16 protein-coding genes and 1 pseudogene are annotated in these 24474 nt (G+C 73.4%); 10 read left to right on the forward strand and 7 right to left on the reverse strand.

All coding sequences use genetic code 11. The annotated features are described in order from the left end of the window. The first annotated feature begins 311 nt into the window (after positions 1-311). Together ACZ6QQ_RS17140 and ACZ6QQ_RS17145 are read left to right on the forward strand one after the other, a co-directional pair. Positions 312-5447: a DNA polymerase III subunit gamma/tau domain-containing protein gene (locus tag ACZ6QQ_RS17140; protein WP_465877283.1), complete on the forward strand. Its 5136-nt coding sequence runs from the start codon at positions 312-314 to the stop codon at positions 5445-5447. A gap of 77 nt (positions 5448-5524) precedes the next feature. Next, positions 5525-6520, forward strand: coding sequence for an aldo/keto reductase family protein (locus ACZ6QQ_RS17145; RefSeq protein WP_465877285.1), 996 nt, complete (start codon positions 5525-5527; stop codon positions 6518-6520). A gap of 93 nt (positions 6521-6613) precedes the next feature. Here ACZ6QQ_RS17145 and ACZ6QQ_RS17150 read toward each other — a convergent pair whose 3' ends face one another. Both ACZ6QQ_RS17150 and ACZ6QQ_RS17155 read right to left on the reverse strand, forming a co-directional pair. Continuing rightward, positions 6614-7417 carry a site-2 protease family protein gene (locus ACZ6QQ_RS17150; protein ID WP_465877286.1) on the reverse strand — a complete coding sequence of 268 codons (804 nt, stop codon included), beginning with the start codon at positions 7415-7417 and terminating at the stop codon, positions 6614-6616. Between the two features lie 5 nt (positions 7418-7422). Beyond that, entirely contained in the window at positions 7423-7623 is a 201-nt protein-coding gene (locus tag ACZ6QQ_RS17155; RefSeq protein ID WP_465877288.1) for a hypothetical protein, read from the reverse strand. Between the two features lie 139 nt (positions 7624-7762). Between ACZ6QQ_RS17155 and ACZ6QQ_RS17160 the strand changes: the two genes are divergently transcribed. The 4 genes and pseudogenes from ACZ6QQ_RS17160 to ACZ6QQ_RS17175 all read left to right on the forward strand — a co-directional run bounded on the left by ACZ6QQ_RS17160 (position 7763) and on the right by ACZ6QQ_RS17175 (position 13310). After that, positions 7763-9025, forward strand: coding sequence for an MFS transporter (locus ACZ6QQ_RS17160; protein ID WP_465877290.1), 1263 nt, complete (start codon positions 7763-7765; stop codon positions 9023-9025). A 98-nt stretch (positions 9026-9123) separates the two neighbouring features. Then, positions 9124-11082: pseudogene (locus ACZ6QQ_RS17165) on the forward strand (bifunctional adenosylcobinamide kinase/adenosylcobinamide-phosphate guanylyltransferase); the annotation flags it as partial. A gap of 100 nt (positions 11083-11182) precedes the next feature. Then, positions 11183-11959 (forward strand): adenosylcobinamide-GDP ribazoletransferase, encoded by a 777-nt coding sequence (locus ACZ6QQ_RS17170; RefSeq protein ID WP_465877292.1) that lies wholly within the window; start codon positions 11183-11185, stop codon positions 11957-11959. Between the two features lie 67 nt (positions 11960-12026). After that, positions 12027-13310, forward strand: coding sequence for a DUF2314 domain-containing protein (locus tag ACZ6QQ_RS17175; RefSeq protein WP_465877293.1), 1284 nt, complete (start codon positions 12027-12029; stop codon positions 13308-13310). Between the two features lie 37 nt (positions 13311-13347). Here ACZ6QQ_RS17175 and gcvT read toward each other — a convergent pair whose 3' ends face one another. After that, positions 13348-14490 (reverse strand): glycine cleavage system aminomethyltransferase GcvT, encoded by a 1143-nt coding sequence (gene gcvT / locus ACZ6QQ_RS17180; RefSeq protein WP_465877295.1) that lies wholly within the window; start codon positions 14488-14490, stop codon positions 13348-13350. A 185-nt stretch (positions 14491-14675) separates the two neighbouring features. Here gcvT and ACZ6QQ_RS17185 point away from each other — a divergent pair, with 185 nt between their 5' ends. Then, positions 14676-16262 (forward strand): leucyl aminopeptidase, encoded by a 1587-nt coding sequence (locus ACZ6QQ_RS17185; RefSeq protein ID WP_465877296.1) that lies wholly within the window; start codon positions 14676-14678, stop codon positions 16260-16262. A gap of 66 nt (positions 16263-16328) precedes the next feature. Here ACZ6QQ_RS17185 and ACZ6QQ_RS17190 read toward each other — a convergent pair whose 3' ends face one another. Beyond that, complete coding sequence (locus ACZ6QQ_RS17190) at positions 16329-16655, reverse strand: hypothetical protein (protein ID WP_465877298.1); 327 nt, start codon at positions 16653-16655, stop codon at positions 16329-16331. A gap of 226 nt (positions 16656-16881) precedes the next feature. Here ACZ6QQ_RS17190 and lpdA point away from each other — a divergent pair, with 226 nt between their 5' ends. The 3 genes from lpdA to ACZ6QQ_RS17205 all read left to right on the forward strand — a co-directional run bounded on the left by lpdA (position 16882) and on the right by ACZ6QQ_RS17205 (position 21183). Continuing rightward, positions 16882-18270: a dihydrolipoyl dehydrogenase gene (gene lpdA, locus ACZ6QQ_RS17195; RefSeq protein ID WP_465877300.1), complete on the forward strand. Its 1389-nt coding sequence runs from the start codon at positions 16882-16884 to the stop codon at positions 18268-18270. Positions 18271-18347: 77 nt separating this feature from the next. Continuing rightward, positions 18348-20162 (forward strand): 2-oxoglutarate dehydrogenase, E2 component, dihydrolipoamide succinyltransferase, encoded by a 1815-nt coding sequence (gene sucB / locus ACZ6QQ_RS17200; RefSeq protein ID WP_465877302.1) that lies wholly within the window; start codon positions 18348-18350, stop codon positions 20160-20162. A 118-nt stretch (positions 20163-20280) separates the two neighbouring features. Beyond that, complete coding sequence (locus ACZ6QQ_RS17205) at positions 20281-21183, forward strand: TIGR01777 family oxidoreductase (protein WP_465877303.1); 903 nt, start codon at positions 20281-20283, stop codon at positions 21181-21183. 133 nt (positions 21184-21316) lie between these two features. Here the strand turns inward: ACZ6QQ_RS17205 and ACZ6QQ_RS17210 are convergent, their stop codons facing one another. The 3 genes from ACZ6QQ_RS17210 to ACZ6QQ_RS17220 form a co-directional block, all read right to left on the reverse strand. Continuing rightward, positions 21317-22771: an extracellular catalytic domain type 1 short-chain-length polyhydroxyalkanoate depolymerase gene (locus ACZ6QQ_RS17210; protein ID WP_465877305.1), complete on the reverse strand. Its 1455-nt coding sequence runs from the start codon at positions 22769-22771 to the stop codon at positions 21317-21319. 186 nt (positions 22772-22957) lie between these two features. After that, positions 22958-23350: an SCO5389 family protein gene (locus tag ACZ6QQ_RS17215; protein ID WP_465877306.1), complete on the reverse strand. Its 393-nt coding sequence runs from the start codon at positions 23348-23350 to the stop codon at positions 22958-22960. Between the two features lie 47 nt (positions 23351-23397). Beyond that, positions 23398-24372, reverse strand: coding sequence for an ATP-binding protein (locus ACZ6QQ_RS17220; RefSeq protein ID WP_465877308.1), 975 nt, complete (start codon positions 24370-24372; stop codon positions 23398-23400). Positions 24373-24474 lie beyond the last annotated feature (102 nt).

Here is a 24474-nt window from a genome sequence, read left to right on the forward strand (position 1 = left end):
GACATTGGTGAAGGCCCCGGCAAACGTCGCCTGTCGGTACGTCGAATAGCGGCGGTACCCTGATCCTGTTATGGCAGTAAATGTCCGGAACAAGGACATGATGTTTCTACTGATCGGCGGTGCCGCAGTGGCGGTGACCGAGCCCACGCCGTTACCCTCCTTCCGCGACCACGCTGCAGCGAGCCGGGCGACTTTACCCGGCGCCCCCGGCTGCCCAGTGCGAATTTCCGACGAGGTGACACCGCCGTGAGTGAGCGACGCGAGCCGTTCCACCGGCCGCGCCGCGCGCCCCGCCGGAACGGGGTCGACTCATGACCGATCGCTACCGGGACCGCTGGGGAGACCCGGCCGAACCCTCCTGGGTCGGTGAACCGACCACGGAGTGGCAGGCCGCCTTCCCCGGCCAGCGCTACCCCGGCGACCCCGGACCGAAGCGCCCACCGCAACGCCCGGCCAGCGGCCGCGCGTCGGTCGTCTCCGGCCGGGCCGGGGTCTACCCGCCCGACGGCCCATCCTCGCACCCGGACGACACGGATCCGCCCCAGTTTTCCGGCCAGTCCGCCGGTCGCGGTCCGACTCCGGGGCACGGCCAGCCCTCCGGCCCCGGCCCGGGTCACCGTCCGACCTACCCGTCCGGCCCGTCGCCGGACCAGGGTCAACCCTCCCGGTACGGCCGCCCCCCGGACCACGGTCCACCCTCGATGTACGGCCAACAGCCGGACCACGGCTCGCCGACCCGGCACGGCCAACAACCCGACCACGGCTCGCCCTCGCGGCACGGCCAACCGGATCACGGCTCGTCCTCGCGGCACGGTCAGCAGCCGGATCACGGCTCGCCGACCCGGCACGGTCAGCAGCCGCCCCACGGCGCCGCTCGCGGTCCGGGGCAGCCCTCCGGATACGGACAACCGGACGAGCGGGGCCAACAGCCGAACCTCGACGGTCGGCGCCCGGCCCAGGACGGCTGGGCCACACCGGTCGCACCCGACCGGGCCGAACACTGGGGTGGTCCGCTCCCGCCGGCCCGCCCGGTCGGCCCCGCACATCCCGTCGGCCCCGCCCACCCGGCGAACTCGCCGCATCCCGTCGGCCCCGCCCACCCGGTCAGTCCGGCCCCACCCGGCGGCCCGGCACGCCCGGTCAGTCCAGCTCACCCGGTCAGCCCGGCCTACCCGGTCGGGTCGGCGCACCCGGTCAGCCCGGCCCACCCGGTGAGTCCGGCCCACCCCGTCAGCCCCGCGCACCCGATCAGCCCGGCCCACCCCGGCGGCGATCCGGCTCGTGGTGTGCCCACCGGTGCCGGACCCGGTGGACCACCCGCACCGGGGCACGGCGGCTACCCGCGGACCACTCCACCGCAACAGCGGTACCAGCAGGATCGGGGCCGCCCCGCCGGCTACGAGCCCGCCGGCTACGAACAGGATCGGGAGGCGCGGGAACGCCGGGCGTACCGGCCGGACGTGGAGGCACCACGGGACGGCGCGGGACCGGCGGCGCCGTACGACCGCTCCGGCGGTTGGCGAACGGGCTCCCCGCCGGAGGAGACCCAGGCGCTGCCCGGCCGTCGGCCGTCGTCTCCCGACCGCCGGTTCACCGACCCCGAGGGACCGGGTCGCGCCCCACGGAGCGGACCCGGCTGGTCCGCACCGGACGCGCAGGTTCCGATCGGCCCCGGCGGCATCCCCCGCCCCAGCCGGAGTGACGGACCGGTCGAGCGGCCGGTCCGGAACGAGCCGGGTTACCAGCCCGGTGCCGAGCCGCCCCGCCGGCAACCGCCGAACACCGGACGCGCCGACCAGGAGAACGCGCCGCCGTACGACCGACGGACCGGACCGGGGCCGGACGGCGGTTGGTCTCCCGACCGCGGTCCCGCCGTACGCCGGGACGCACCGCCGCCCCGCGATGGTTACCGCTTCCCCGAGGCCGACACCCGCCGACCACCGACGGCCGATCCCGGCCCGGCAGCCGGCCGCCCCCACGTGCCGACCCGGCCCGACCGTCCCGCCGAGCAGGTACGCCCGAGCCACGACCGCCCCGGCGAGCAGGTACGCCCGAGCCACGACCGGCCCGGCGAACACCCGCGTCCGGCCCGGGACCGGGCCGCCGAACAAACGCGCCCAGGCCATGACCGGCCCGGCGAGCAGACGCGCCCGAGCCATGACCTGCCCGTCGGGCAGGGACGGCGCGGTCAGGTGCCGCCCGGACAGGGCTGGCCGCTCGATTCCGTACCGACGCCGTACCTGGCACCGGAACCGGGGAGCATGCCCACCTCCGGTGCCCCGGTGGCGAACGACCCGCTGCCCAGCGGTGCCGACCTGTTCACGCCGAAACGCGAACGGCTGCACCAGGCGCCCGAGTCCGCCCCGACGCCGACCGAACCGCCGGTGTCGTCCCCCCGCGCGGGCGAACCGGTCGAGCGCCGCGAGCCCACCGGAGGCTGGCCGCTTCCGCCGACCGACGACGAGGCGACCAGCCGTACCGCCGAGCCCACCGGGGCGAAGGAACCCGGCGAGTCGCCGCGTACGCCGATCTCCGCGCCGCCCGCCGCCGGCCTGCGGCTGGAGTTCCTGACCGCGCCGCCACCACCGACCACCCCCCGCCCCGCACCCGTCCAGCCCGCGCCCGTCGATCTCCCACCACCGGTGGTCCGGCTCGATCCGGCAGCACCGCCCGCCGGGGCCGCCCCGGCCACTCCCGTCCCGACGACCGGACCGACGGCACCGACCGGCCCAACGTCACCGACCGGGTCGGCGGCATCCACCGGGTCGGCACCGCCATCCGTCGACTCGGCATCGGCATCGGCATCGGCGGAGCTTGGGACACCGGGTGCGGTCCAGGCGCCGGCTGGCGGCGCCTGGGCCGGACACGACTCCGAACTCTCCGCCGGGCCGCAGGCCGGCCCGGTCCGGGCGCAGGCGCCGACGGGCAGTCCCGGCGCCCCGGAGCCGGCCGAGTCCGACCGGGCGCCGGCAACTGCCGCGCAACCCGTGCCCGCCCCCACGTCCACCACCGAGTTCACCCAGGCCCAGACCTCCGCCCCGGCGCCCTGGCCGCCCGCCGGCCCGCCCCCGGCCGACGGTGCCGCCGCGAAGACGGCGACGTCCGCCGGCATCTCCACCGAGGCCGCGCCGTCCACCGGCACCGGCGATGCACCCATCGGCACCACGGACTCGGCGCCGATCAGTGGCAGCGCCCCGGAGTCGGCGCCGCCCGCCGGCACGGCCATCGACCCGGCACCGGCACTCGGATCGGCAACGGACGCGGACACCGCCGGCGGATCCGCAACGGATGCCGACGACTTCGGCGGATCGGCAACGGATGCCGATGCCTCCGGCGGATCCGCAACGGACGTGGACGCCTCCGGCGGGTCGACATCGGTTATCGGCGTCTCCGACGGATCGGCGACACACATCGGCACTCCAGACGGACCGGCAGCGGCGGCGGCAGCGGATAACCGCGCTTCCGGCGCATCGGCAGTGGACGGCGACGCTCCGGGCGAGCTGGCGGCGGACAGGGGCGGTTCGGGCGGGCCGGCGGCGGCGACCGGGGCGCTGACAGGCGCGGCCAGCGGTGCGGGAACGGACACCGGCTCGGCCACGGTCGACCCGGCGCCGACGCCGCCGAATCCCGCTCCGACCGGCGTACGGACCGAGCCGGCTGCCGAGCCGGCCGCCTCGGTACCGGCGAGCCCGGTCGGCACGGCCGCTGCGGAACGGGAACCGACACCGGCAGTCGGGGCCACCACCGTCACGTCCACTCCGGATGGTCCGGGAGCCGACGAACCGATGGCCGAGGCGTGGACGGGGCGGGCGGGCGGCGGTACGTCGGACGAGCCGGCGGACGACGGGACGGCCGCGCCGCGCCCGCTCGCTGCGCAACGCCCGGCCGACGACGGGTACCCGGTCGGGGACGCGCTGCCGGGGGACCCGGTGCCGGTGTCCGGGCCGCCGCTGGCCACCACCGCACCCGGGTCGCCGGTCGCCGAGGCCAGTCCCGACACCGTGCTGCCGGCACCGGAGGGCCCGGCGGCCGGCGCCGCCACGGCACTGCGGGCGCCCACCATGCTCACCCCGATCATCACCCCCGATCAGCCGTCCACGCAGGAGGAACCGCCGCCGGACGAAACGCCCGAACCGCCGCCACCCGACCCGGAGCAGGTGCTCTCGGCGTACCGGTGGCGGTTCCACCACGAAACGCTGCGGGAGCTGGTCGAGGACCCGGACGAGTTGCGGGCGATCCGGGAACGGCTGACCGAGAAGGTCGACGTGGCGCAGGACAACCGGACCCGCGCCCGACTGCTCAGTCTGCGCGCGGTGGTTTCCCGGATCCTCGGCGAACTGGGCAAGGCGCTCGCCGACGGCAAGCTCGCCCTGGGACACGCGGAGGCCACCGGTGAGCTGCGGCGGATCGCCATCGCCCAGGCGCGGCTGGCGCACGTGCTCCAGTGGCGTGGCGACTTCGCCGAGGCCGACCGGCTGTTCGAGGAGGCGAACTCGTCGGAGTTGCCGGACCGGCTGCGCGCCACGATGCACGAGCACGCCGGCCGTTCCTGCTACGACCAGGGGCGCTACATCGAGGCGTGCAACCACTTCGAGAAGGCGCTGGAGCTGCGCAAGGTCGAGGACCCGGACCTGATCGCCCGTACCGAACTCGCCCTGGACGCGGTGTTCAGCAAGGTGGCACAGCAGGGCTGGGGACCGTACCCGCGGGAGCGGGACGACATCCTCCAGGTGCACCGGCCGCCGGTACCGACGTTCAGCGAACGGATGCAGCGCTGGGGCTACACCACGCCGGACGGCGAGTCGGCAATCGCACCGAGCTACGCCGACGCCCAGCCGTTCCACGACCGGGTGGCCTGGGTACGCCGGCCGGAAGCCCGTACCTGGGAACTGATCGACGAGTCCGGCGAGCTGCTGATCGGGGCGGACGCCGGTTATCTCGGCGTCGGCTCCTTCGCCGACGGGCTGGCCTGGGTGTCGCGGGACGGCACCGCTGGTTGGATCGCGGTGGACCGGAACAACCAGGTGGTGATCGGGCAGGGCTGCGACGACGTACGGCCGTTCCGGCGGGGCGTCGCCGCGATCCGGCGCGGTGGCTGGGGTGCGGTCGACAAGACCGGCCGGGAGGTACTGCCGACCCGGTACGCGGCGTTCGCGACCGCCCTGACCGACGGGCGCTACGTGGAGGGCTTCACCGACGAGGGACTCGCCATCGTCGACCTCGGCGGGCGCAAGGGTGTGGTCGACCGGACCGGCCGGGTGATCGTGTCACCGGCGTACCCGGCGATGGTGATCCACCCGGTGGCGTTCCTGATCGCGACGCCGGACGGCCAGTGGGGCGCGCTCGACCGGCGCGGCGAGTTGCTGATCGACCCGGTCCACCCGAGCCGCAACGACGTGATGGACGAGATCGACCGCCTGTTGGCGGACACCAAGCCGGTGCTCTGACCGGGCACCGGGCGCTCCGGCCCGAGCCCGGCTAGTCGATCATCGAAACGATCTCGGCAGCGGTTATGGTCTGAAGCATGGACTTCCGACACCTTGGCCGTTCCGGTCTCCAGGTCAGCGAGATCTCGTACGGCAACTGGATCACCCACGGCTCGCAGATCGAGGAGGACGCCGCTCTGGCCTGCGTCCAAGCCGCGCTGGATCATGGCATCACCACTTTCGACACCGCCGACGTCTACGCCGGCACCCGCGCCGAGTCCGTGCTCGGTCGCGCCCTGCAGGGGCAGCGCCGGGAGGGACTGGAGATCCTCACCAAGGTCTACTGGCCGACCGGGCCCGGCCCGAACGACCGCGGGCTGTCGCGCAAGCACATCCTGGAGTCGATCAACGGCTCGCTGCGCCGGTTGCAGACCGACTACGTCGACCTCTACCAGGCCCACCGGTACGACTACACGACGCCGCTGGAGGAGACGATGGAGGCCTTCGCCGACGTCGTACGCTCCGGCAAGGCGCTCTACATCGGGGTGTCGGAGTGGCGCGCGGACGAGATCCGCGAGGCGTACGAGCTGGCCCGCCAGCTGAAGATCCACCTGGTTTCCAACCAGCCGCAGTACTCGATGCTCTGGCGGGTCATCGAGGGCGAGGTGGTGCCGGCCAGCGAGGAGCTGGGGATCGGCCAGATCGTCTTCTCGCCGATGGCGCAGGGTGTGCTCTCCGGCAAGTACCTGCCCGGCCGGCCGCCGCCGGCCGGTTCGCGGGCCACCGACGAGAAGTCCGGGGCGTCGTTCATCGCCCGGTTCATGACCGACGAGGTGCTGAGCACCGTGCAGCAGCTCAAGCCGCTGGCCGACCAGGCCGGGCTGAGCATGGCCCAGCTGGCGCTCGCCTGGGTGTTGCAGAACCCGAACGTGTCGTCGGCGATCGTCGGCGCGACCCGCCCGGAGCAGGTCGCCGACAACGTCAAGGCGGCCGGGGTGAAGCTCGACGCCGAACTGCTCAAGGCGATCGACGAGATCGTCGCGCCGATCACCGAGCGGGATCCGGCCAAGACGCAGAGCCCGCCCCGCCCGTAGTCGTGTCGCCCCGGCACCCGCTCCTCGCCCGGAGTGGGTGCCGGGCGGCCGTCACAGCTGGTATGCCCGAACGTCACAGCCCGCGTCGGGCCGTCACATCCAGTCCTGCCAGAACCGGATCAGGTTGTAGCCGGCGGCGTAGAGCGGGCTGGGCAGCCCGATCCAGTCGCCCACGGTGAACACGACGGAGAAGAACCAGTTGCTGATCCGGGGGTTCCAGAGCAGGGCGAACAGCAGCAGGAAACCGTACGGGGCCATCAGGTCGTAGCCGCGCCGCCACTGCCGGGACAGCCACGGGTAGAGCATGTTGCCGCCGTCCAGGCCGGGCACCGGCAGCAGGTTCAGCACGCTCGCGGTGAGCTGGAGGAAGCCGAGCAGCGCGACTCCGGCCCAGAACTCCGGGTGTGCCCCGATGTCCAGGTCGAACGCGAACGGCAGCACCAGCACCAGGGCGAAGAGAACGTTCGTCGCCGGTCCGGCGAGGCTGACCAGGGTGTGCCGCAGCCGGCCGGGGATCTGGTGGTGGTCGACCCAGACCGCGCCACCGGGCAGGCCGATGCCGCCGAGCAGCACGATCACCACCGGGAAGACGATCGACAGCAGTGGGTGGCTGTACTTCAGCGGGTTGAGGGTGAGGTAGCCCCGGTGGGCCACTCCCCGGTCCCCGGCCCGGAAGGCCACGATCGCGTGGGCGTACTCGTGCAGGCAGAGCGAGACCAGCCAGCCGGTGACCACGAAAAGGAACACGTCGAACCGGACGTTGCCGAACCTGTTCCAGCTCAGTACGCCACTGGTCACGAAGAGGGCGACCAGGGCCAGGAAGATGGGGCTCGGTCGGAACGCCTCCCGTGGCACCCCGAGTACGAGCCGGTCCCGGCCCGAGTGTTCGAAGCCCATCAGGTTCACTCGGCGACCGGTTGCAGGCTCATCCGGTACTCGACCCGATCGTCCTCCAGCAGGATCACCGTGGCGACTCCGGCCGCGGACAGCTCACGCCAGGCCTGGCCGATCCAGGACTCGGCGTCGGCTTGGCTGCCGAACGTCTCGTCCGGCCCGCTCACCGCCTGGCCGTCCGGGCCCTCGTACCGCCAGCTCCACGGCATCTCGCGTCTCCCCTCACCGATTTCCCCGACGGACCCCGCCAGCCTAGCCGTCCGGCGGCGACCGTCGATCGCCCGCAGCGGGGCCGCTGGTTGTGGGAGGGCGCTAGCGTCCCGGAGGAGTGTGCGGGGAGGGGGCGGGGTGCGGGGGCGGACGGGTGCGGCCTGGTCGCCGATTCCCCCGGCGGGACACCTGCGAACACTCGCCTGGGGGACCCTGGCCAACACGGTCGGTACCGGGCTCTGGGGTGCCGGGGCAGCGCTGTTCCTGACCCGGGGCGTGGGGCTCTCCGCCACCTCGGTCGGTCTCGGGCTCACGATCGCCGGTCTGGTCGGGCTCTGCGCCAGCGTGCCGCTGGGACACCTGGCGGACCGGTGGGACCCGCGTGCGCTGCGTGCCGTACTTCAGGTGGGGCAGGCGGTGGTCGCGGCGTCGTACCTGGTGGTCCACTCCTTCTCGGCGTTCCTGGTGGTGGCGGTGCTCGACGCGCTGCTGGTCACCGGGAACCTGACCGTGCGGGCGGCGCTGGTCGCGGCGGTCGCCGGGCCGCAGGGACGGGTCCGCGCGTTCGCCACGCTGTGGGCGGTGGCCAGCGTCGGGGTCAGCGTGGGTGCCGCGCTGGCCGGGCTCGCGCTGACCGCCGACACCCGGACCGGGTACGCCCTGCTGGCCGTCGGCAACGCGGTCACGTACCTGATCTCGGCGGGCCTGTTGATGCGACTGCCCGCACTTCCGCCGACGCCCGGCGTGGTCCGGACGGGTGGCTGGGCGGCCCTGCGTGACGTGCGGTACGTCACGGTCAGTGCCGCCGCCTCGGTGATCTCGGTGCATCAGGTGGTGCTCGGCCTGGTGCTGCCGATCTGGATCGCCGGCCAGCCCGGGGTGCCCCGAGCGGTGATCGCCGCGGTGCTGGTCACGAACGCCGCCCTGACCGTGCTGTTCGGGGTACGGATCAGCCACGGCGCGCAGGGGGCGGGGGCCGCCGCCCGGACGATGCGCCGGGCCGGGGTGGTGCTCGCCGCCGCGATGCTGCTCTACGCCGCGTCGGCCGGACTGAGCCCCGGTGCCGCCGTCGGGCTGCTGCTGGTCGCCACGGTGGTCTACACCCTCGGCGACCTCTATCACGGGACCGCCACCACGGGCCTGGCCTACGACCTCGCACACCCTTCGGCGCTCGGCCAGTACCAGGGGGTGCACGGGCTGATCACCGGCCTGGCCCAGGCTGCCGGTCCGGTGCTGCTCACGCTGCTGCTGATCAACGGCGGAAGCGCCGGCTGGGCGGTGCTGGGCGGGATCTTCGTCGTCACCGGATGGGTGGTCCCGGCGCTGACCCGCTGGGCGTCGCACCCGGAGAGGTCCGGCGCCCCGACGACGTCCGGCACCGCCGCCGGACCGCTCGGATAGGGCACGAACCGGGATACCTCGCCGCCGGGGTGTGGTGGTCGCCGACGGTGGACCGACCTCCCAGGCGAATCCCCGGCTGGGCGCTCTAAGGTACGGACATGTCCGTTGACGGTTGGAACACGGTTCTCGTGCTCGGCGGGATACGCTCCGGCAAATCCGAGTTCGCCGAGTCGCTCGTACGCGACACGATGGCTGTCCGTTATGTCGCGACGGCCCGCGCCGCCGAACCGGACGACCCGGAATGGGCCGCCCGGATCGAGGCCCACCAACTGCGCCGCCCGGCCGGCTGGACGACCGAGGAGACGGCCGCCGACCCGTCCCGGCTGGCCGAACTGATCGCCGGTGCCGGGCCGAACGACACGCTGCTCGTCGACGATCTCGGCGGGTGGGTGACCGTACTGCTCGACCCGGTCCACCAGCCCGCCGACGACCGCGCGACCATCGCCGAACTCGCCGCCGTGATCCGCGACTGCGCCGCCCGCCTGGTGCTGGTCAGCCCGGAGGTCGGACTCTCCCTGGTGCCGACGACCACCCTCGGGCGGGCGTTCACCGACGCGCTCGGCACCACGAACCAGGCCCTCGCGCAGGTCTGCGACGCGGTGGTCCTGGTGGTGGCCGGGCAACCCGCCTGGCTCAAGCCCGGCCCGGCGCAACCGAACGTGGTCGTACCCAGCCAGTCCGGGCCGAGCCGGAACACGCCGGCCAGCACCGAGATCGCGGTGGAACAGCCGGTGGCCGAACCGGACGTCTCGAACCGGGTCGCCTCGCCGGACGTCCTCACCCCGCACCTGCCCGAGCCGGAACCGGAGAAACCGGTCGACAGTTCGCCCTGGTCCGCGCCGACCATGATGCTGCCGATGGTCGCCACCGGACTGGTCATCCAGACCGGCATGGACCTGCCGATGCCGGACGAGTACGCCGGGCCGCAGGCGATCGACCGGCTCGCCACGCTCGACCTGCCCGGTGCCGGGCTCGGCAACCTCGAACGGGTGGTCGGTTTCGCCGCCGGCACCCAGGGCACCCCGACCCCACGCCCGTGGCGGTCGGTACGCGTACTGCTGCTGCACGGCGACCATGACGGTGGCGCCGCCGCCGGGACGGTGGCCGGTGACTCCGGCCGCCGCGCCGACCAGGCGCGGGCCGGACGTGGCCCGCTGGCCCGGCTGGCCGCCGAGGTCGGCGCGAGCCTCCAGGTGGTGGACGCGCCCACCGCCGCCCCGATCGAGGACGGGCCGGCGCTGACCGCCGAGGCGGTCGAGTCGGCCCTGCGTTACGGCTGGCGGCTGGCCGAGGAGGCGGTGGACGACGGGGTGGAGGTGATCGTGCTCGCCGCCTGCGGCGCCGGCACCGAGGCCGCCACCGCGGCCGTACTGGCCGCCACCGCCGGGGCCGAGCCGGCCGCCGTACTGGGTCGGGTGATCAGCCCCGGCGGCCAGGTGGACGACGCGGCCTGGATGATCCGCTGCGGCACCGTACGCGATGCCCTGCACCGCAGCCGGCGCAGCCCGCGCGGCCCCAAGGACATCCTGGCCGAACTGGGCGGCGGCGACGTGGCGATCGCGGCCGGCATCCTGCTCGGCGCCACCGCCCGGCGTACCCCGGTGCTGCTCGACGGCCCGGTCGGCGTGGCCGCCGGCATGGTCACCCGCGATCTCGCCGGCCAGTCCCGGCACTGGTGCCTGCTGCCCGACCACGGCGGGCACCCGGCGGTCCGGCTCGCGGCCGACGTGCTCGGCCTGACCCCGCTGCTGGACCTGAAGCTCGACCTGGGCGAGGGGGCGACCGCGCTGGCCACCCTGCCGCTGCTGCGTACCGCGCTGACCCTGGCCGGGTCGGTGGGCGGGCACCCGTTGCTGGCACCCGCCGGCTGGGCCGAACCGGAGGACGAGCCGGCCACCGACGAGCGGCGGGGCGACGGCGGATCCGACCGCGACGGCACCGGCAACGGCGGCGAGTTCGACGAGCCGGAGCCGGCCGGTCCCGGCCCGGCCCGGCCCGACTGGTTCCCCGCCGGCTCCCCCGAGGAGCAGTCCGCGCCGGCCGACGGGACCGACCGGGACGGCGAGCGGACCGACGGGACCACGACCCGGGCCTCGGGATTCGGTCCGGGGCCGCAGGCCGGGGAATTCGACGCGCGGGCCGGCGACGGCGCCTCGCGTGGTGCCTGAGCACCGGTTCGCGGCCGGCGCCCGGCTGGCGCTGACCACGTTCACCACCCTGCCGCTGCGTACCGGCAGGGTGGACCGGGAGACGGCGGCGCTGGCGATGGCGCTCGCTCCCGCCACCGGTGTGCTGCTCGGCGCGGTGCTCGGCGCGATCCTGCTCGGCGTGACCGCCGCCGGTGCCCCGGTGCTGGTCGCCGGCACGGTGACGGTCGCCGCCGGTGCGCTGTTCACCCGGGGACTGCACCTGGACGGGCTCGCCGACACCGTCGACGCGCTCGGCTCGTACCGGACCGGGCCGGCGGCGCTGGAGATCATGAAGAAGCCGGACGTGGGCCCGTTCGGGGTCGCGGCGCTCGTTCTCGTACTCCTGATCCAGGTCGGCGTGCTCTCGGCGCTGCCGGACCGGACCTGGCCGGCGCTGCTCGCGGGCGTGGTCGCGGCGAGCGCGGCCGGCCGGCTCGCGGTGAGCTGGGCCTGCCGGCGCGGAGTGCCGGCGGCCCGGCCGGACGGGCTGGGCGCACTGGTCGCCGGAACCGTCGGGCGGGTGCCGCTGGCGGTGGCCACGGTCGCCGTCGCGGGCGTGGCGGTGGCGGCCGTGCCGGACCGCCCGTGGCAGGGACCGGTCGTGGTCGGCCTCGCCCTGGCCGCCGGGCTGGTGCTGCTGCGACACACGGTACGGCGGTTCGGCGGGATCACCGGCGACGTGCTCGGTGCCCAGGTCGAGGTGGTCACCACGCTCGTCTACCTCGGTCTGGTGCTGACCGGCTGATCCGGCCGGCCATCTTCGGTAGCGTTCGCGAAAGAGAATCACTACTTTTCGTCGAGCGGGGCCCGTCATGATCATCACGGACGATTTCCTGCCCTTGCCGGTGCCGGAGTCGCTCACCGCGACCTACCTGGTGCCGGTCTCGACCCCGCCCGAGCTGACCCCGGCGCAGGCCATGGCGGCGCTCGGCGACCGGGTCACCGAACTGGTCCACGACCTCACCCGGCAGATGCTGGACAGCCCGCTGATGACGGTCGACCTGCGGCCGGTGTCGGAGTTCCCGCACCTGCCACCGGACCTGCTCACCGCGTTCGGCGCCACCGACGAACAACTCGCCCGGCTGGCCGACGCCAACAGCCTGGTGGTGGTCCAGGCGAGCTACCGGCCGGGCTGGCCACCGGCACACGAGTGGGCCGCCCGCGCGGTCGGCGCGGCGATGGCGGAGGCGGTCGGCGGCGACCTGGTCGACGTGTTCGGCTTGCAGTTCCTCGACCCGGCCACCGCGCTGCGGTCGCTGCCCGACGCCGAGGGCCGGGTCCGGCTGGTGGACTGGGTGCTGGTGCCGTACTCGACCGCCGAGGGCGGGCTCTGGTTCACCACCAAGGGCCTGCGCCGGTTCGGCCTGCTCGAACTCCAGGCCCAGGAGGTGCCCGGACACCTCACCCGGGGCTGGGGCGCGGTGATGACCGGGGTCGCCCGCCGGCTGCTGCGTACCTGGACCGACGGGCTGTCCGGGATCGAGGTGCCGGCCTTCGTCCAACTGCCGGTCGTCACCACGGTCACCGACCACGACATCGCGGTCGCGTACGGCTATCCCCGGCAGGCCGACGCCGCCGGACCGGCCGCCCTGCGGCTGGAACTCGACCCGGCCACCGACCCCGAGGCCGACTCGTTCCTGACCCTGCTGCCGCCGATCGGCCACCAGGGCACCGCCAGCCGGTACTTCGCCGGGGTCTGCACCACCCTGTTCGGCACCCCGCGCTCCGACATCCGCTACGACCGCAGCGACGACGCGATGGCGCGGGCCGTCGCCACCGCCCGCGCCGGCCTGGCCGGCGTCCGGGAACGGTACGTCGGCGGCCTGCTCGCCGGGGACCTGCAACTGCTGATCAAGTACGGCCTGGTCACCGCCGAGGGCCCCGAGTACGTCTGGGCCGGCGTGGACTCCTGGCACCGGCCGGAGCAGATCCACGGCACCAGTGCCTGCGACGCCGTCGCCGACCCGTCGGTACGGATCGGCGCCCCGGTCGTGATCGCCACCGCCGACGTGGTCGACTGGGCGCTACTGGACCGGGGCACCGTCGTCGAGGGCGGCTGGACCCAGGCCGTACTCGACTCCGGCCGACACAGCTGAGCCCCTGCGGGACGGACGAGCGGCGGACGAGCGGCGGTCAGCGCACCGACGGTTGCACGAACGGGGGCCGGACCACCTTCATCACCGAGCGGCGGCCGCGTACGTCGACCTCGACGGTCGCGCCCTCGGTGAGCCCGGCGGCGGTGTCCAGCAGGGCGAGCCCGATGCCGGTCTTGTTGGTCGGCGAGAAGGTCCCGCTGGTGACCGTGCCCACCCCGGCGTCACCGTCGAGGACCCGCATGCCCGGACGCGGGATGCCCCGGTCCTGTGCGGCCAGTCCCCAGAGCAGCCGGCGCGGGCCGGCCGCCTTCTCCGCGAGCAGCGCCTCCCGCCCCCAGAAGGCCGGCTTGTCCCAGCCGACCGCCCAGCCGGACCGGGCCTGCACCGGAGTGATCTCCAGCGACAGGTCCTGCCCGTGCAACGGGTACCCCATCTCGGTACGCAGCGTGTCCCGCGCGGCCAGGCCACAGGCCCGCAGCCCGTACGGCGCGCCGGCGGCGAAGAGCGTGTCCCAGACCCCGGTCGCCCCGGCCGCCGGTACGACGAGTTCGTACCCGTGCTCGCCGGTGTACCCGGTCCGGCACACCACCAGTTCGACCGGCTCGCCGTCGCCGGTGGCGAGGGTGGCGGCGGAGAAGCTCATGTAGTCGTGTTCGGTCGGCAGCCCGAGCGCGGCGAGCAGGTCGGCCGAGCGCGGCCCCTGCACCGCCAGGACCGCGTACGCCCGGTGTTCGTCGGTGACGGTGACCCTGGCCGGCGCGGCGGCCCGCAGCCGGCGCACCACCTCGGCGGTGTTGGCCGCGTTGGGGATGAGGAAGACGTGCTCGTCGCCGTGGAGGTAGGCGATGATGTCGTCGACCACGCCGCCGGTGGCCTCGTCGCAGCAGAGCGTGTACTGGGCCCGGCCGGGGCCGATCCGGCCCAGGTCGTTGCTGAGGCAGGCGTTGACGAAGTCGGCCGCGCCGGGCCCGGTGACCCGCGCCTTGCCCAGGTGGGAGACGTCGAACACGCCGACCGCCTCGCGGACCGAGGTGTGCTCCTTGAGCACTCCGCCGCCGGCGTACTCCAGCGGCATGGACCAGCCGCCGAAGGCGGCGAACTTGGCGCCCAGCGCGGCGTGCCGCTCGTGCAGGGGTGAGCGGAGCAGCGCGTCGGCGGCGGCCGTGGTCAGGTCGGTCATGAATGGCAACTTACCGGGGCTCGACCTCCTGGCTCACCTGGGCTCGACCTGGTGATTAACATCGGCGGGATCCCTTCGGCGACAGTCGCTGGGACAGCCGACCTCTCCGGCGGGTAGGTTCGCCGGAGACCTTCGTCGCCGGACCGCGCACAACGCGGCCGGCCGAGCCCGCCCGGAGACGCCGAGTGACATCGCCCAGCACCACCCTCAGCTTGGTCGACACCGACCCCGCCGAGCTTGCCGTCGACGCTCTCGTGATCGGCGTGCACAGCCAGACCGGGTCCGCGGACACCGGAGGTGAGGGGCCCGGCGGGTACGCCGGCACGCTGCTGCTGGCGACCGGGGCGGAGAGCATCGCCGCCGCCTTCGACGGACGGTTGACCGAGACCCTGGCCCTGCTCGGCGCGACCGGCGCCCAGGGCGAGGTGATCAAGCTCGCCACCCTCGGCACGGTCACCGCCCCGCTGGTCGTGGCCGTCGGTCTGGGTGCCGAGCCGACCGGTGCCGCCCCGGCGCCGGAGACGCTGCGGCGGGCCGCCGGGTCGGCGATCCGGGCTCTGGCCGGCGCCGACCGGGTGGCGCTGAGCCTGCCGGTGCCGGACGACGAGGACGCCCCGGCCGCGTTGCGCGCGGTGGCCGAGGGGGCGCTGATCGGCGGTTACCGGTTCGCCGGTTACAAGACCCGCCCGCAGCCGACCCGCCGTACGCCGGTGGTGGAGATCTCGGTGCACGTGCCGGACGCCGCCGACGCGACCGCCCGCGCCGAGATCGCCCGCGCGACCGTGGTCGCCGCCGCCGTCGCCCGGACCCGGGACTGGGTGAACACCGCCCCGAACGAGCTGCGCCCGCCGTCGTTCGCCGACTCGGTGGTGGCCGCCGCGAACGGGGCCGGACTGACCGTCGAGGTGCTGGACGAGAAGGCCCTCGCGGCCGGCGGCTACGGCGGCATCGTCGCGGTCGGGCTGGGCTCGGACGCGCCGCCCCGGCTGGTCAAGCTGAGCTACCAGCCGGCCGGCGGCGCCGGGAACGGCAAGCGGGTCGCGCTGGTCGGCAAGGGCATCACCTTCGACACCGGCGGCGTGTCGATCAAGCCGGCGCAGGGCATGTGGGAGATGAAGTCGGACATGGCCGGCGCCGCTGCGGTCGCCGCGACCATGCTCGCCATCGCGGAGCTGAAGCCGGCCGTGTCGGTGCAGGCGTACCTGCCGATGGCGGAGAACATGCCGTCGGCGACCGCGTACCGCCCCGGTGACGTGGTGACCATGTTCAACGGCAAGCGGGTCGAGGTGCTCAACACCGACGCCGAGGGCCGGATGATCCTGGGTGACGCGATCGCCCGGGCCTGCGCCGACGGTTGCGACTACCTGCTGGAGACCTCCACCCTGACCGGTGGCCAGGTGGTCGCGCTCGGCAAGCGGGTGGCCGGGGTGATGGGTACGCCGGATCTCTGCGACCGGGTACGCGCCGCCGGTGACGCGGTCGGCGAGCCGGCCTGGCCGATGCCGCTGCCGGAGGACGTACGCACCGGGATGGATTCCGACGTCGCCGACATCTCGCAGGTCAACGCGGGCATGGACCGGGCCGGTCACATGTTGCAGGGCGGGGTGTTCCTGCGCGAGTTCGTCGCCGACGGGGTCGACTGGGCGCACATCGACATCGCCGGGCCGAGCTACCACTCGGGTGAGCCGACCGGTTACTGGACCAAGGGCGGCACCGCCGTACCGGTCCGGACCCTGCTGCACCTGGTCGAGGAGATCGCCGCCGGCAACTGAGCGGCACGCACGCGAACCGCCCCCCGGCCAACGCCCGGCCGGGGGTCGTCGCGCTTGCGCCACAGCTCAGGCACCCGCGTTTCGTTTACGGCGTTCGTTGAAGTCGCGCATCCGCTGCGGGTAGCCGACCAGTCGGACGTCGTAGATCGGGATCGCCATCCTGTGCGCGAACCGCCGGGCGCCCTCGGGGCTGTCGATCCGGCGCCGGGTCCACTCCCCGTCGTACGCGATCAACATCACTGTCGTCTCGGTCACCGTCGTGCGCGGCTCGATGAACGCCTCGACGCCCCGCCGCGACGTGACGAACTGCTCCAGGTGCTCCACGTCGCCGCGGTTCGCAACCCGGTCACCTGCCGTGCTGCCGCCCTGCTTGCGGCGCCGAAACCAGGCCACCCGCTCGTCTCCTCCCGCCCGCCCGTGCCGGCCATGTCCGGTGGTTGGGCAAAGCGTACGTGGAACGGACGTGTCCTTGGGCACCTCAGTTACGCGGCGCGGCACTGCAAGTGACAAGATGGCCCAGGTAGAAGGTATCCGGCCGGAATGCAACGGCCGGTGAGGACGAAATGCCCGTTTCCATTGGCATGGCCCTCGTGGCAGCGACGCGACCTGGGAGTTAACTGTGAGCGAGCCGAACGGCGAAACCTTCGATGTCGTCATTCTCGGCGGTGGCAGCGGGGGGTACGCGGCGGCGCTGCGCGCCGCGCAGCTGGACCTGTCGGTCGCGCTGATCGAAAAGGGCAAGCTCGGTGGGACCTGCCTGCACAACGGCTGCATCCCGACGAAGGCGCTGCTGCACGCCGCGGAGATCGCCGACCAGACCCGTGAGTCCGAGCAGTTCGGCATCAAGGCCGAGCTGATCGGGATCGACATGTCCGGGGTGAACTCCTACAAGGACGGGGTCATCTCCCGCCTCTACAAGGGCCTCCAGGGCCTGATCAAGAGCGCGAAGATCACCGTCGTGGAGGGGCACGGCACCCTGGTCGGCCCGGACACCGTCGAGGTCGACGGCCGCCGCTACACCGGCCGCAACATCATCCTCGCCAGCGGCTCGTACGCCCGCAGCCTGCCCGGCCTGGAGGTCGACGGCGAACGGGTGATCACCAGCGACCACGCCCTCGTGCTGGACCGGGTCCCCGCCTCCGCGATCGTGCTCGGCGGCGGCGTGATCGGCGTCGAGTTCGCCAGCGTGTGGCGCTCGTTCGGGGTGGACGTGACGATCATCGAGGCGCTGCCCCGACTGGTCGCCGCCGAGGACGAGGAGTCCTCCAAGGCCCTGGAGCGCGCCTTCCGCAAGCGTGGCATCAACTTCAAGACCGGCAAGCGGTTCGAGAAGGTCGAGCGGACCGAGACCGGCGTGAAGGCGACCATCGAGGGCGGCGAGACCTTCGAGGCCGAACTGCTGCTGGTCGCCGTCGGCCGGGGCCCGACCACCGCCAACCTCGGTTACGAGGAGCAGGGCATCAAGGTCGACCGGGGCTTCGTACTGACCGACGAGCGGCTGCGTACGGGCGTGGGCAACATCTTCGCCGTCGGCGACATCGTGCCCGGCCTCCAGCTCGCCCACCGGGGCTTCCAGCAGGGCATCTTCGTCGCGGAGGAGATCGCCGGGCTGAACCCCGCCGTGATCGACGAGAACGGCATCCCGCGGGTCACCTACTCCGACCCCGAGCTTGCCTCCGTCGGGCTCACCGAGGCGAAGGCCAAGGAGAAGTACGGCGCCGACAAGGTGTCGACGTACAACTACAACCTCGGCGGCAACGGCAAGAGCCAGATCCTCAAGACGGCCGGCTTCGTCAAGCTGGTCCGGGTCGCCGACGGTCCGGTGGTCGGCATCCACATGGTCGGTGCCCGGGTCGGCGAACTGGTCGGCGAGGCTCAGCTGATCTTCAACTGGGAGGCCTACCCGGCCGAGGTGGCGCAGCTCGTACACGCCCACCCGACCCAGACCGAGGCCCTCGGCGAGGCGTTCCTCGCCCTGGCCGGCAAGCCGTTGCACGCGCACGCCTGACCGCACAGCACAGTTCTTCCGCGACACCCGGCGGCAACCGGGTGACCGTCGCAAAGGCCACGAAGGAGTCTTGAGAGATGCCGGTATCGGTCACCATGCCCCGGCTCGGCGAGAGCGTCACCGAGGGCACCGTCACGCGCTGGCTGAAGCAGGAGGGCGACCGGGTCGAGGTCGACGAACCGCTGCTCGAGGTGTCGACCGACAAGGTCGACACCGAGATCCCCTCCCCGGCGGCCGGCGTGTTGACCCGGATCGTGGTGAGCGAGGACGAGACCGCCGAGGTCGGTAGCGAACTCGCCGTCATCTCCGGTGAGGGCGAGTCGGCCGGCGAGGGCGGCCCGACCACCCAGGCCGCCCCGCCCGCGCAGCAGGCACCCGCCGAGGACGAGCCGGTCGCGCAGCCGCAGGCGGCGGCCCCGGCACCGGAGCCGGCCGCGGCGGAGCCCGCACCGGCGCAGAGCGCCCCGGCCACCGGTGGCGGCACCGTGCTCAAGATGCCCGCTCTCGGCGAGAGCGTCACCGAAGGCACCGTCACCCGCTGGCTGAAGGCGGTCGGCGACACCGTCGAGGCCGACGAGCCGCTGCTTGAGGTCTCCACCGACAAGGTCGACACCGAGATCCCCTCCCCGGCGGCGGGCACGCTGCTGGAGATCAAGGTCGCCGAGGACGAGACGGCGGCGGGGGGCGCCGACCTCGCGGTGATCGGGACGGCGGGTGCGGCACCCGCCGCGACCCCGGCACCCGAGCCGACCCCAGCGCCCGCCAAGGCCGAACCGGCCCCGGCGGCGAAGGCCGAACCGGCCCCGGCGGCCGAGGCCGAGCCGGTCTCCGGTGCGTCGTACGTCGCGCCGGTCGCCGAGGCCGAGCAGTCCGCCAAGCCGGCGCAGACCGAGCGGGCGGCTCAGCCGGCCCCGGCCCGGCCGGCTGCCGCACCGGCCACGCCGACCAACGGCGAGGACGTGGCGAGCTACGTGACCCCGCTGGTCCGCCGCCTCGCCACCGACCAGGGCGTCGACCTGTCGACGGTCACCGGCACCGGTGTGGGCGGACGGATCCGCAAGCAGGACGTGCTGGAGGCGGCGGAGAAGGCCCGTGCCGCGGCCGCCCGCCCGGCACCGGCCGCTCCGGCGGCCGCCGCGAAGCCGGCCCCGGCCAAGGCCGAGCCGAGCCCGCTGCGTGGCCGGACCGAGAAGCTCACCCGGACCCGGATCACCATCGCCCGGCGGATGTTCGAGTCGCTGCAGAGTTCCGCGCAGCTCACCACCGTGGTCGAGGTGGACGTCACCAAGATCGCCCGGTTGCGCCAGCAGGCCAAGAACGACTTCGTGGCCAAGCACGGCGTGAAGCTCTCCTTCCTCCCCTTCTTCGCGCTCGCCGCGGTGGAGGCGCTGAAGACGTACCCGGTGGTGAACGCGTCGATCGACCTGGACGCGGGCACCATCACGTACCCGGCGAGCGAGAACCTGGGCATCGCGGTCGACACCGAGAAGGGCCTGCTCGTACCGGTGATCAAGGACGCCGGTGACCTCAACCTCGCCGGCCTGGCCCGGCGGATCGCGGACGTCGCGGACCGGACCCGGAACAACAAGATCGGCCCGGACGAGCTCTCCGGCGGCACCTTCACGGTGACCAACACCGGCAGCCGCGGGGCGCTCTTCGACACCCCGATCGTGCCGGCACCGCAGGCGGCCATCCTGGGCACCGGTGCGGTGGTCAAGCGGGCCGTCGTGCTGAACGACCCGGAACTGGGCGAGGTCATCGCGCCCCGCTCGATGGTCTACCTGGCCCTCTCCTACGACCACCGACTGGTGGACGGCGCCGACGCGGCCCGCTTCCTCAGCGCGGTCAAGGAGCGCCTGGAGGCCGGCAACTTCGAGGCCGAGCTGGCCTGACCGGCAGCACCACCAGAGCACGGTCCCCGGGGGCCGCGGGGCGATCGCCTCGCGGCCCCCGGACCCGTTCACCGGCCGCCCGCCGGCCGCTGAACGGGGGCTCTGCCAGGATGGACACATGCGGATCCTTGCCGCCGGCGCGTCCGGCTTCCTCGGCAGTCGGCTGATCGAACGGTTCCGGGCCGACGGCCACGAGGTCACCCAACTCGTACGCCATCCGGCCCGACAGCCCGACCAGGTCCGTTGGGATCCGGCGGCCGGGCAGCTCGACCCGGCGGTGGTCGCCGGCACCGACACGGTGGTGAACCTGGCCGGCGCCGGAGTCGGCGACCAACGCTGGACCGACCGCTACCGTGAACTGCTGCGGACCAGCCGGGTGGACACCACCCGGACGCTGGCCGAGACGATCGCCGCCCTGCCCCCGGCCGACCGGCCGGCGGTGCTGCTGAACGCCTCGGCGGTCGGCTGGTACGGCGACACCGGCGACCGGCCGGTCACCGAGGAGGAGCCGGCCGGCGACGGCTTCCTCGCCGACATGTGCCGGGTCTGGGAGGCGGCGACCGGTCCGGCGGAGAACGCGGGCGTACGCGTGGTCCGGCTGCGTACCGGCTACGCGCTGCACCGGGACGCCGGTTTCCTCAAGCCGCAACTGCTGCCGTTCCGGCTCGGCATCGGCGGCCCGCTGGCCGGGGGTCGGCAGTGGATGCCGTGGATCTCGCTCGCCGACTGGCTGGGCGCGGTGGAGTTCCTGCTGGCCCGCGACGACCTCGCCGGACCGGTCAACGTGGTGGGTCCGGCGCCGGTCACCAACGCCGAGTTCACGCGGGAGTTCGGGGCGGCGCTGCACCGGCCGGCGGTCATGCCGGTGCCCGGCTTCGCCCTGCGGGTCCTGCTCGGCGGGCTGGCGATGGAGGCGTTGAGCAGTGCCCGGGTGCTGCCGGGGGTGCTGCCCCGGGCCGGGTTCACCTACCAACATCCGGACCTGGGGTCCGCGCTGCGGGCCGCCCTGCACGACGACTGACGACGGTCGACCACGACCGAGGACTGACGGCTGACGGCTGACGGCTGACGGCTGACGGCTGACGGCGACCGTCCCGCCACCGGCTCGGGTTCCGGTGACGGGGCGGTCGGGGTGGTACCGGTTGGTACCGGGTTCAGCAGCCGATCACCCAGTAGTTCGCGCCGGTCTGCTTGAGCGACGAGCTGTAGAAGGTGTTGTAGAGGCCCATCCGCTGGGCGGAACCGTTGGCGTACGCGTACCCGCCGGACTGGTAGGCGCGACCGGCCTGGACGTGGGCGTAGTTGGTCGCGGTGACGCAGACCGGGGGCGTGGTGCCACCGGTGGTGGTCGCCGAGACCGTGGCGGAACGGGCGCTCTCGGTGCCGGCGGAGTTGACCGCGCTGACCGCGTACGCGTAGCTGGTGCCGGCGGTCAGGCCGGAGTCGGTGTATCCGGTGCCGCCGAGCGCGGTCGTGGTGACCCGGCTGCCGTTGCGGTAGACGTGGTAGCCGCTCGCTCCGCTCGCCGCGCCCCAGCTCAGCGAGACCGAGCTGGCCGTGGTGCCGGTGACGGCGAGGCCGGTGGGGGTGGCCGGCGCACCCGGCTCACCGGGGTTGCCCGGTCCGGAGGAGCCGCCGTCGAGGCCGAAGAAGAGCGCGTCCCGGTACGCCGAGCAGATCGTGTCCAGGAAGTACGCGGCGGCGGTGCCGCACTGGTCGGCTCCGGTGCCGGGGTCGACGGGGGTGCCGTGGCCCATGTTGGCGACCTGGTAGAGCCGGACGGCGTCGTTGCCGTACACCTCCATGGTGGTGCCGGCGGGCAGCGACGAGGTGCTGGTCGGGGTCTGCGAGACGCCGGCCACGTTGGTGAACTGGTCGCGCAGTTCGGTGCCGTTGGCCGGTACGACCACCGCGTCGGAGCGGCCGTGCCAGATCGACACCCGGGGGCGGGGGCCGGTGTAGCCTGCGTAGCCGGCCCGGACCAGGTCGCCCCACTGCTGCGGGGTCTTGCTGACGGTGGAGTACATGCAGGTGTACGCGTTGGTCTGCGAGGTGGCGCAGCGGTACGGCAGCCCGGCGACCACCGAGCCGGCGGCGAAGACGTCCGGGTAGGTGGCGAGCATCGCCGCGCTCATCGCCCCGCCGGCCGAGAGGCCGGTGACGAAGACGCGGGCCGGGTTGGTCCCGTAGTTGGCCACCGAGTAGTCGATCATCTGCTTGATCGAGGCCGGCTCGCCTTGGCCGCGCGCGGTGTCACCGGTGAGGAACCAGTTGAAGCAGGCGTTGGCGGCGTTGGCCGCACTGGTCTGCGGGAAGACGACGGCGAACTTCCACTGGTCGGCGAACTTCTTCCAACCGGAGTTGGTGTAGTAGGCGTTCGCGTCCTGGGTGCAGCCGTGCAGCGCGACCACCAGGGGCGCGTTCGACGGCAGGCCGTCGGGGCGGTAGGCGTACATGGCGAGGTTGCCGGGGTTGCTGCCGAAGCCGGTGACCTGGGTGAGGCTGGCGGCCTGGGCGGGTGCGGCTGCGGTGAGGACCGCCGCGGCGACGAGCACGGGTACGGCTGCGGCGCGGACGATCCGGGCGAGTAGTGCGGGTGGGCGGCGCACGGGCGGTCTCCTGACGATGAATTGTGAACTGAGTCACCCCCGAGTTGCCGAGACGTTACGTCCGCATGACGGCGCCATGACATGGTTGGCAGTCACATATTCACCTATGCCGGCATGTGCCCCTCCCGCCGAACGGAGACGGGAGAGGGTCCCCGGTCGCACCGACCGGGGACCCTCCGTCCATCGTCAGCAGTCGCGCAGTTCCGGAGACTGGTTGCGTACCTGGGCCAGCGGTGAGATGAACCGCCGGTAGGTGTCGCCACCGACCGCGCCGAGCTTGAACGCGGCCACCCGGTGGCAGTTCTGGAACGCGAGCTTCACTCCGAAGTGGCGCTCCAGGCCACCCCGGATCGCGTCGCTGGCCAGGGCGCGCAGCAACTGCCCGCGCTCGGCCTCGCTCGGCGGCGGCACCGCGTGGTCGGCGAACTCGACCGTCGGGTCCGCCGACCGGGCGGCCACGTCGGAGACCACGGTCCAGGCGTACGGCAGCGAGGTCCGGACACAGTCGACGAACTCGTCGTCGTCGACCCGACCGGCCTCGGCCCGCTCCAACAGCGCGGCGGAAACGTCAAGGGACATGCTTTCTCCTTCTGGTCATGGGGTACTCGGTTGTCGGTGTGCCGTCGTCATCCGGCCCGAGCGGCGAGGTCCACCGCCGTCGGGCCGAGGACGAAGTCCGGGTCGACCTGGCCGGCGAGGTCCTCGCCGACCCGGTCGTTGGCCCAGGCGGTCGCGTTGCGCAGGTGGAACTCGACCGCCTGCCGGGTGTAGGTGGGCCAGTCCTTGGCGCCCGCGTCGACCGTGGAGCGCATCCGTTCGAGCGCGTCGCGGTTGGTCGGCTCCAGGGCGGTCATCGGCAACGGGGTGCCCCGCTCGGCGGCCTTGACGTAGCCGGAGCGGCCGATCCAGGTGAGCAGGTCGGCACCGACGTGTTCGCGGAGGAACTCGACGTCGGAGGAGTCGTCCACCTTGTTGCCGACCACGTGCACCCGTACGCCGTACTCGCGGGCGTAGCCGACGTACTGGCGGTAGACGCCGATGCTGCGCAGGGTCGGCTCGCAGACCAGGAACGTGGTGTCGAAGCGGGTGAACAGGCCGGAGGCGAACGAGTCGGCACCGGCGGTCATGTCCACCAGGACGTACTCGCCGGGGCCGTCGACCAGGTGGTTGAGCAGCAACTCCACCGCGCCGACCTTCGAGTGGTAGCAGGCGACGCCGAGATCCTCGGTGGTGAACGGGCCGGTCACGGCGAGCCGGATGCCGCCGACCTCGCGCACGAGGCTGTCGTACAGCGGATTCGCCCCGGCGACCGGGAGCAGCCGCGAGCCCCGGCCGGGCGGGGTGGTCTTGACCATCGCCGCGGCCGACGTGATGCGCGGGTTCTCGCCGCGCAGGTACTCCTTGATCTCGCCGAGGTGGTCGCCGAGCGCAGGCAGGGTGAGTGCCTCGTGTTCGGTCGCACCGAGGGCCGCGGCCAGGTGCTGGTTGATGTCGGCGTCGACGGCCAGCAGCGGCGCGGTCGTGCCGGCGAGGTGCCGGGCGAACAACGCGGCCAGGGTGGTCTTGCCGCTGCCACCCTTGCCGACAAAAGAAATCTTCACGGTACGGACCTTTCCGACACGACACCAGCCATCAAGTGAATTGATATCCATTTTCAGTAACTCCGTCAAGGCTAGGCGCGACGCGGGCGTGTCGGACGAAAA

The organism is Micromonospora sp. NPDC049529 (assembly GCF_055586685.1).

Bases quoted from the DNA above. Each gene is read 5' to 3' on its own strand.
- ACZ6QQ_RS17205 (WP_465877303.1), top strand. From the start codon at position 20,281: ATGCGGATCCTTGCCGCCGGCGCGTCCGGCTTCCTCGGCAGTCGGCTG.
- ACZ6QQ_RS17150 (WP_465877286.1), bottom strand. From the start codon at position 7,417: ATGGGCTTCGAACACTCGGGCCGGGACCGGCTCGTACTCGGGGTGCCA.
- sucB (WP_465877302.1), top strand. From the start codon at position 18,348: ATGCCGGTATCGGTCACCATGCCCCGGCTCGGCGAGAGCGTCACCGAG.
- ACZ6QQ_RS17155 (WP_465877288.1), bottom strand. From the start codon at position 7,623: ATGCCGTGGAGCTGGCGGTACGAGGGCCCGGACGGCCAGGCGGTGAGC.
- ACZ6QQ_RS17175 (WP_465877293.1), top strand. From the start codon at position 12,027: ATGATCATCACGGACGATTTCCTGCCCTTGCCGGTGCCGGAGTCGCTC.
- ACZ6QQ_RS17215 (WP_465877306.1), bottom strand. From the start codon at position 23,350: ATGTCCCTTGACGTTTCCGCCGCGCTGTTGGAGCGGGCCGAGGCCGGT.
- ACZ6QQ_RS17140 (WP_465877283.1), top strand. From the start codon at position 312: ATGACCGATCGCTACCGGGACCGCTGGGGAGACCCGGCCGAACCCTCC.
- gcvT (WP_465877295.1), bottom strand. From the start codon at position 14,490: ATGACCGACCTGACCACGGCCGCCGCCGACGCGCTGCTCCGCTCACCC.
- ACZ6QQ_RS17145 (WP_465877285.1), top strand. From the start codon at position 5,525: ATGGACTTCCGACACCTTGGCCGTTCCGGTCTCCAGGTCAGCGAGATC.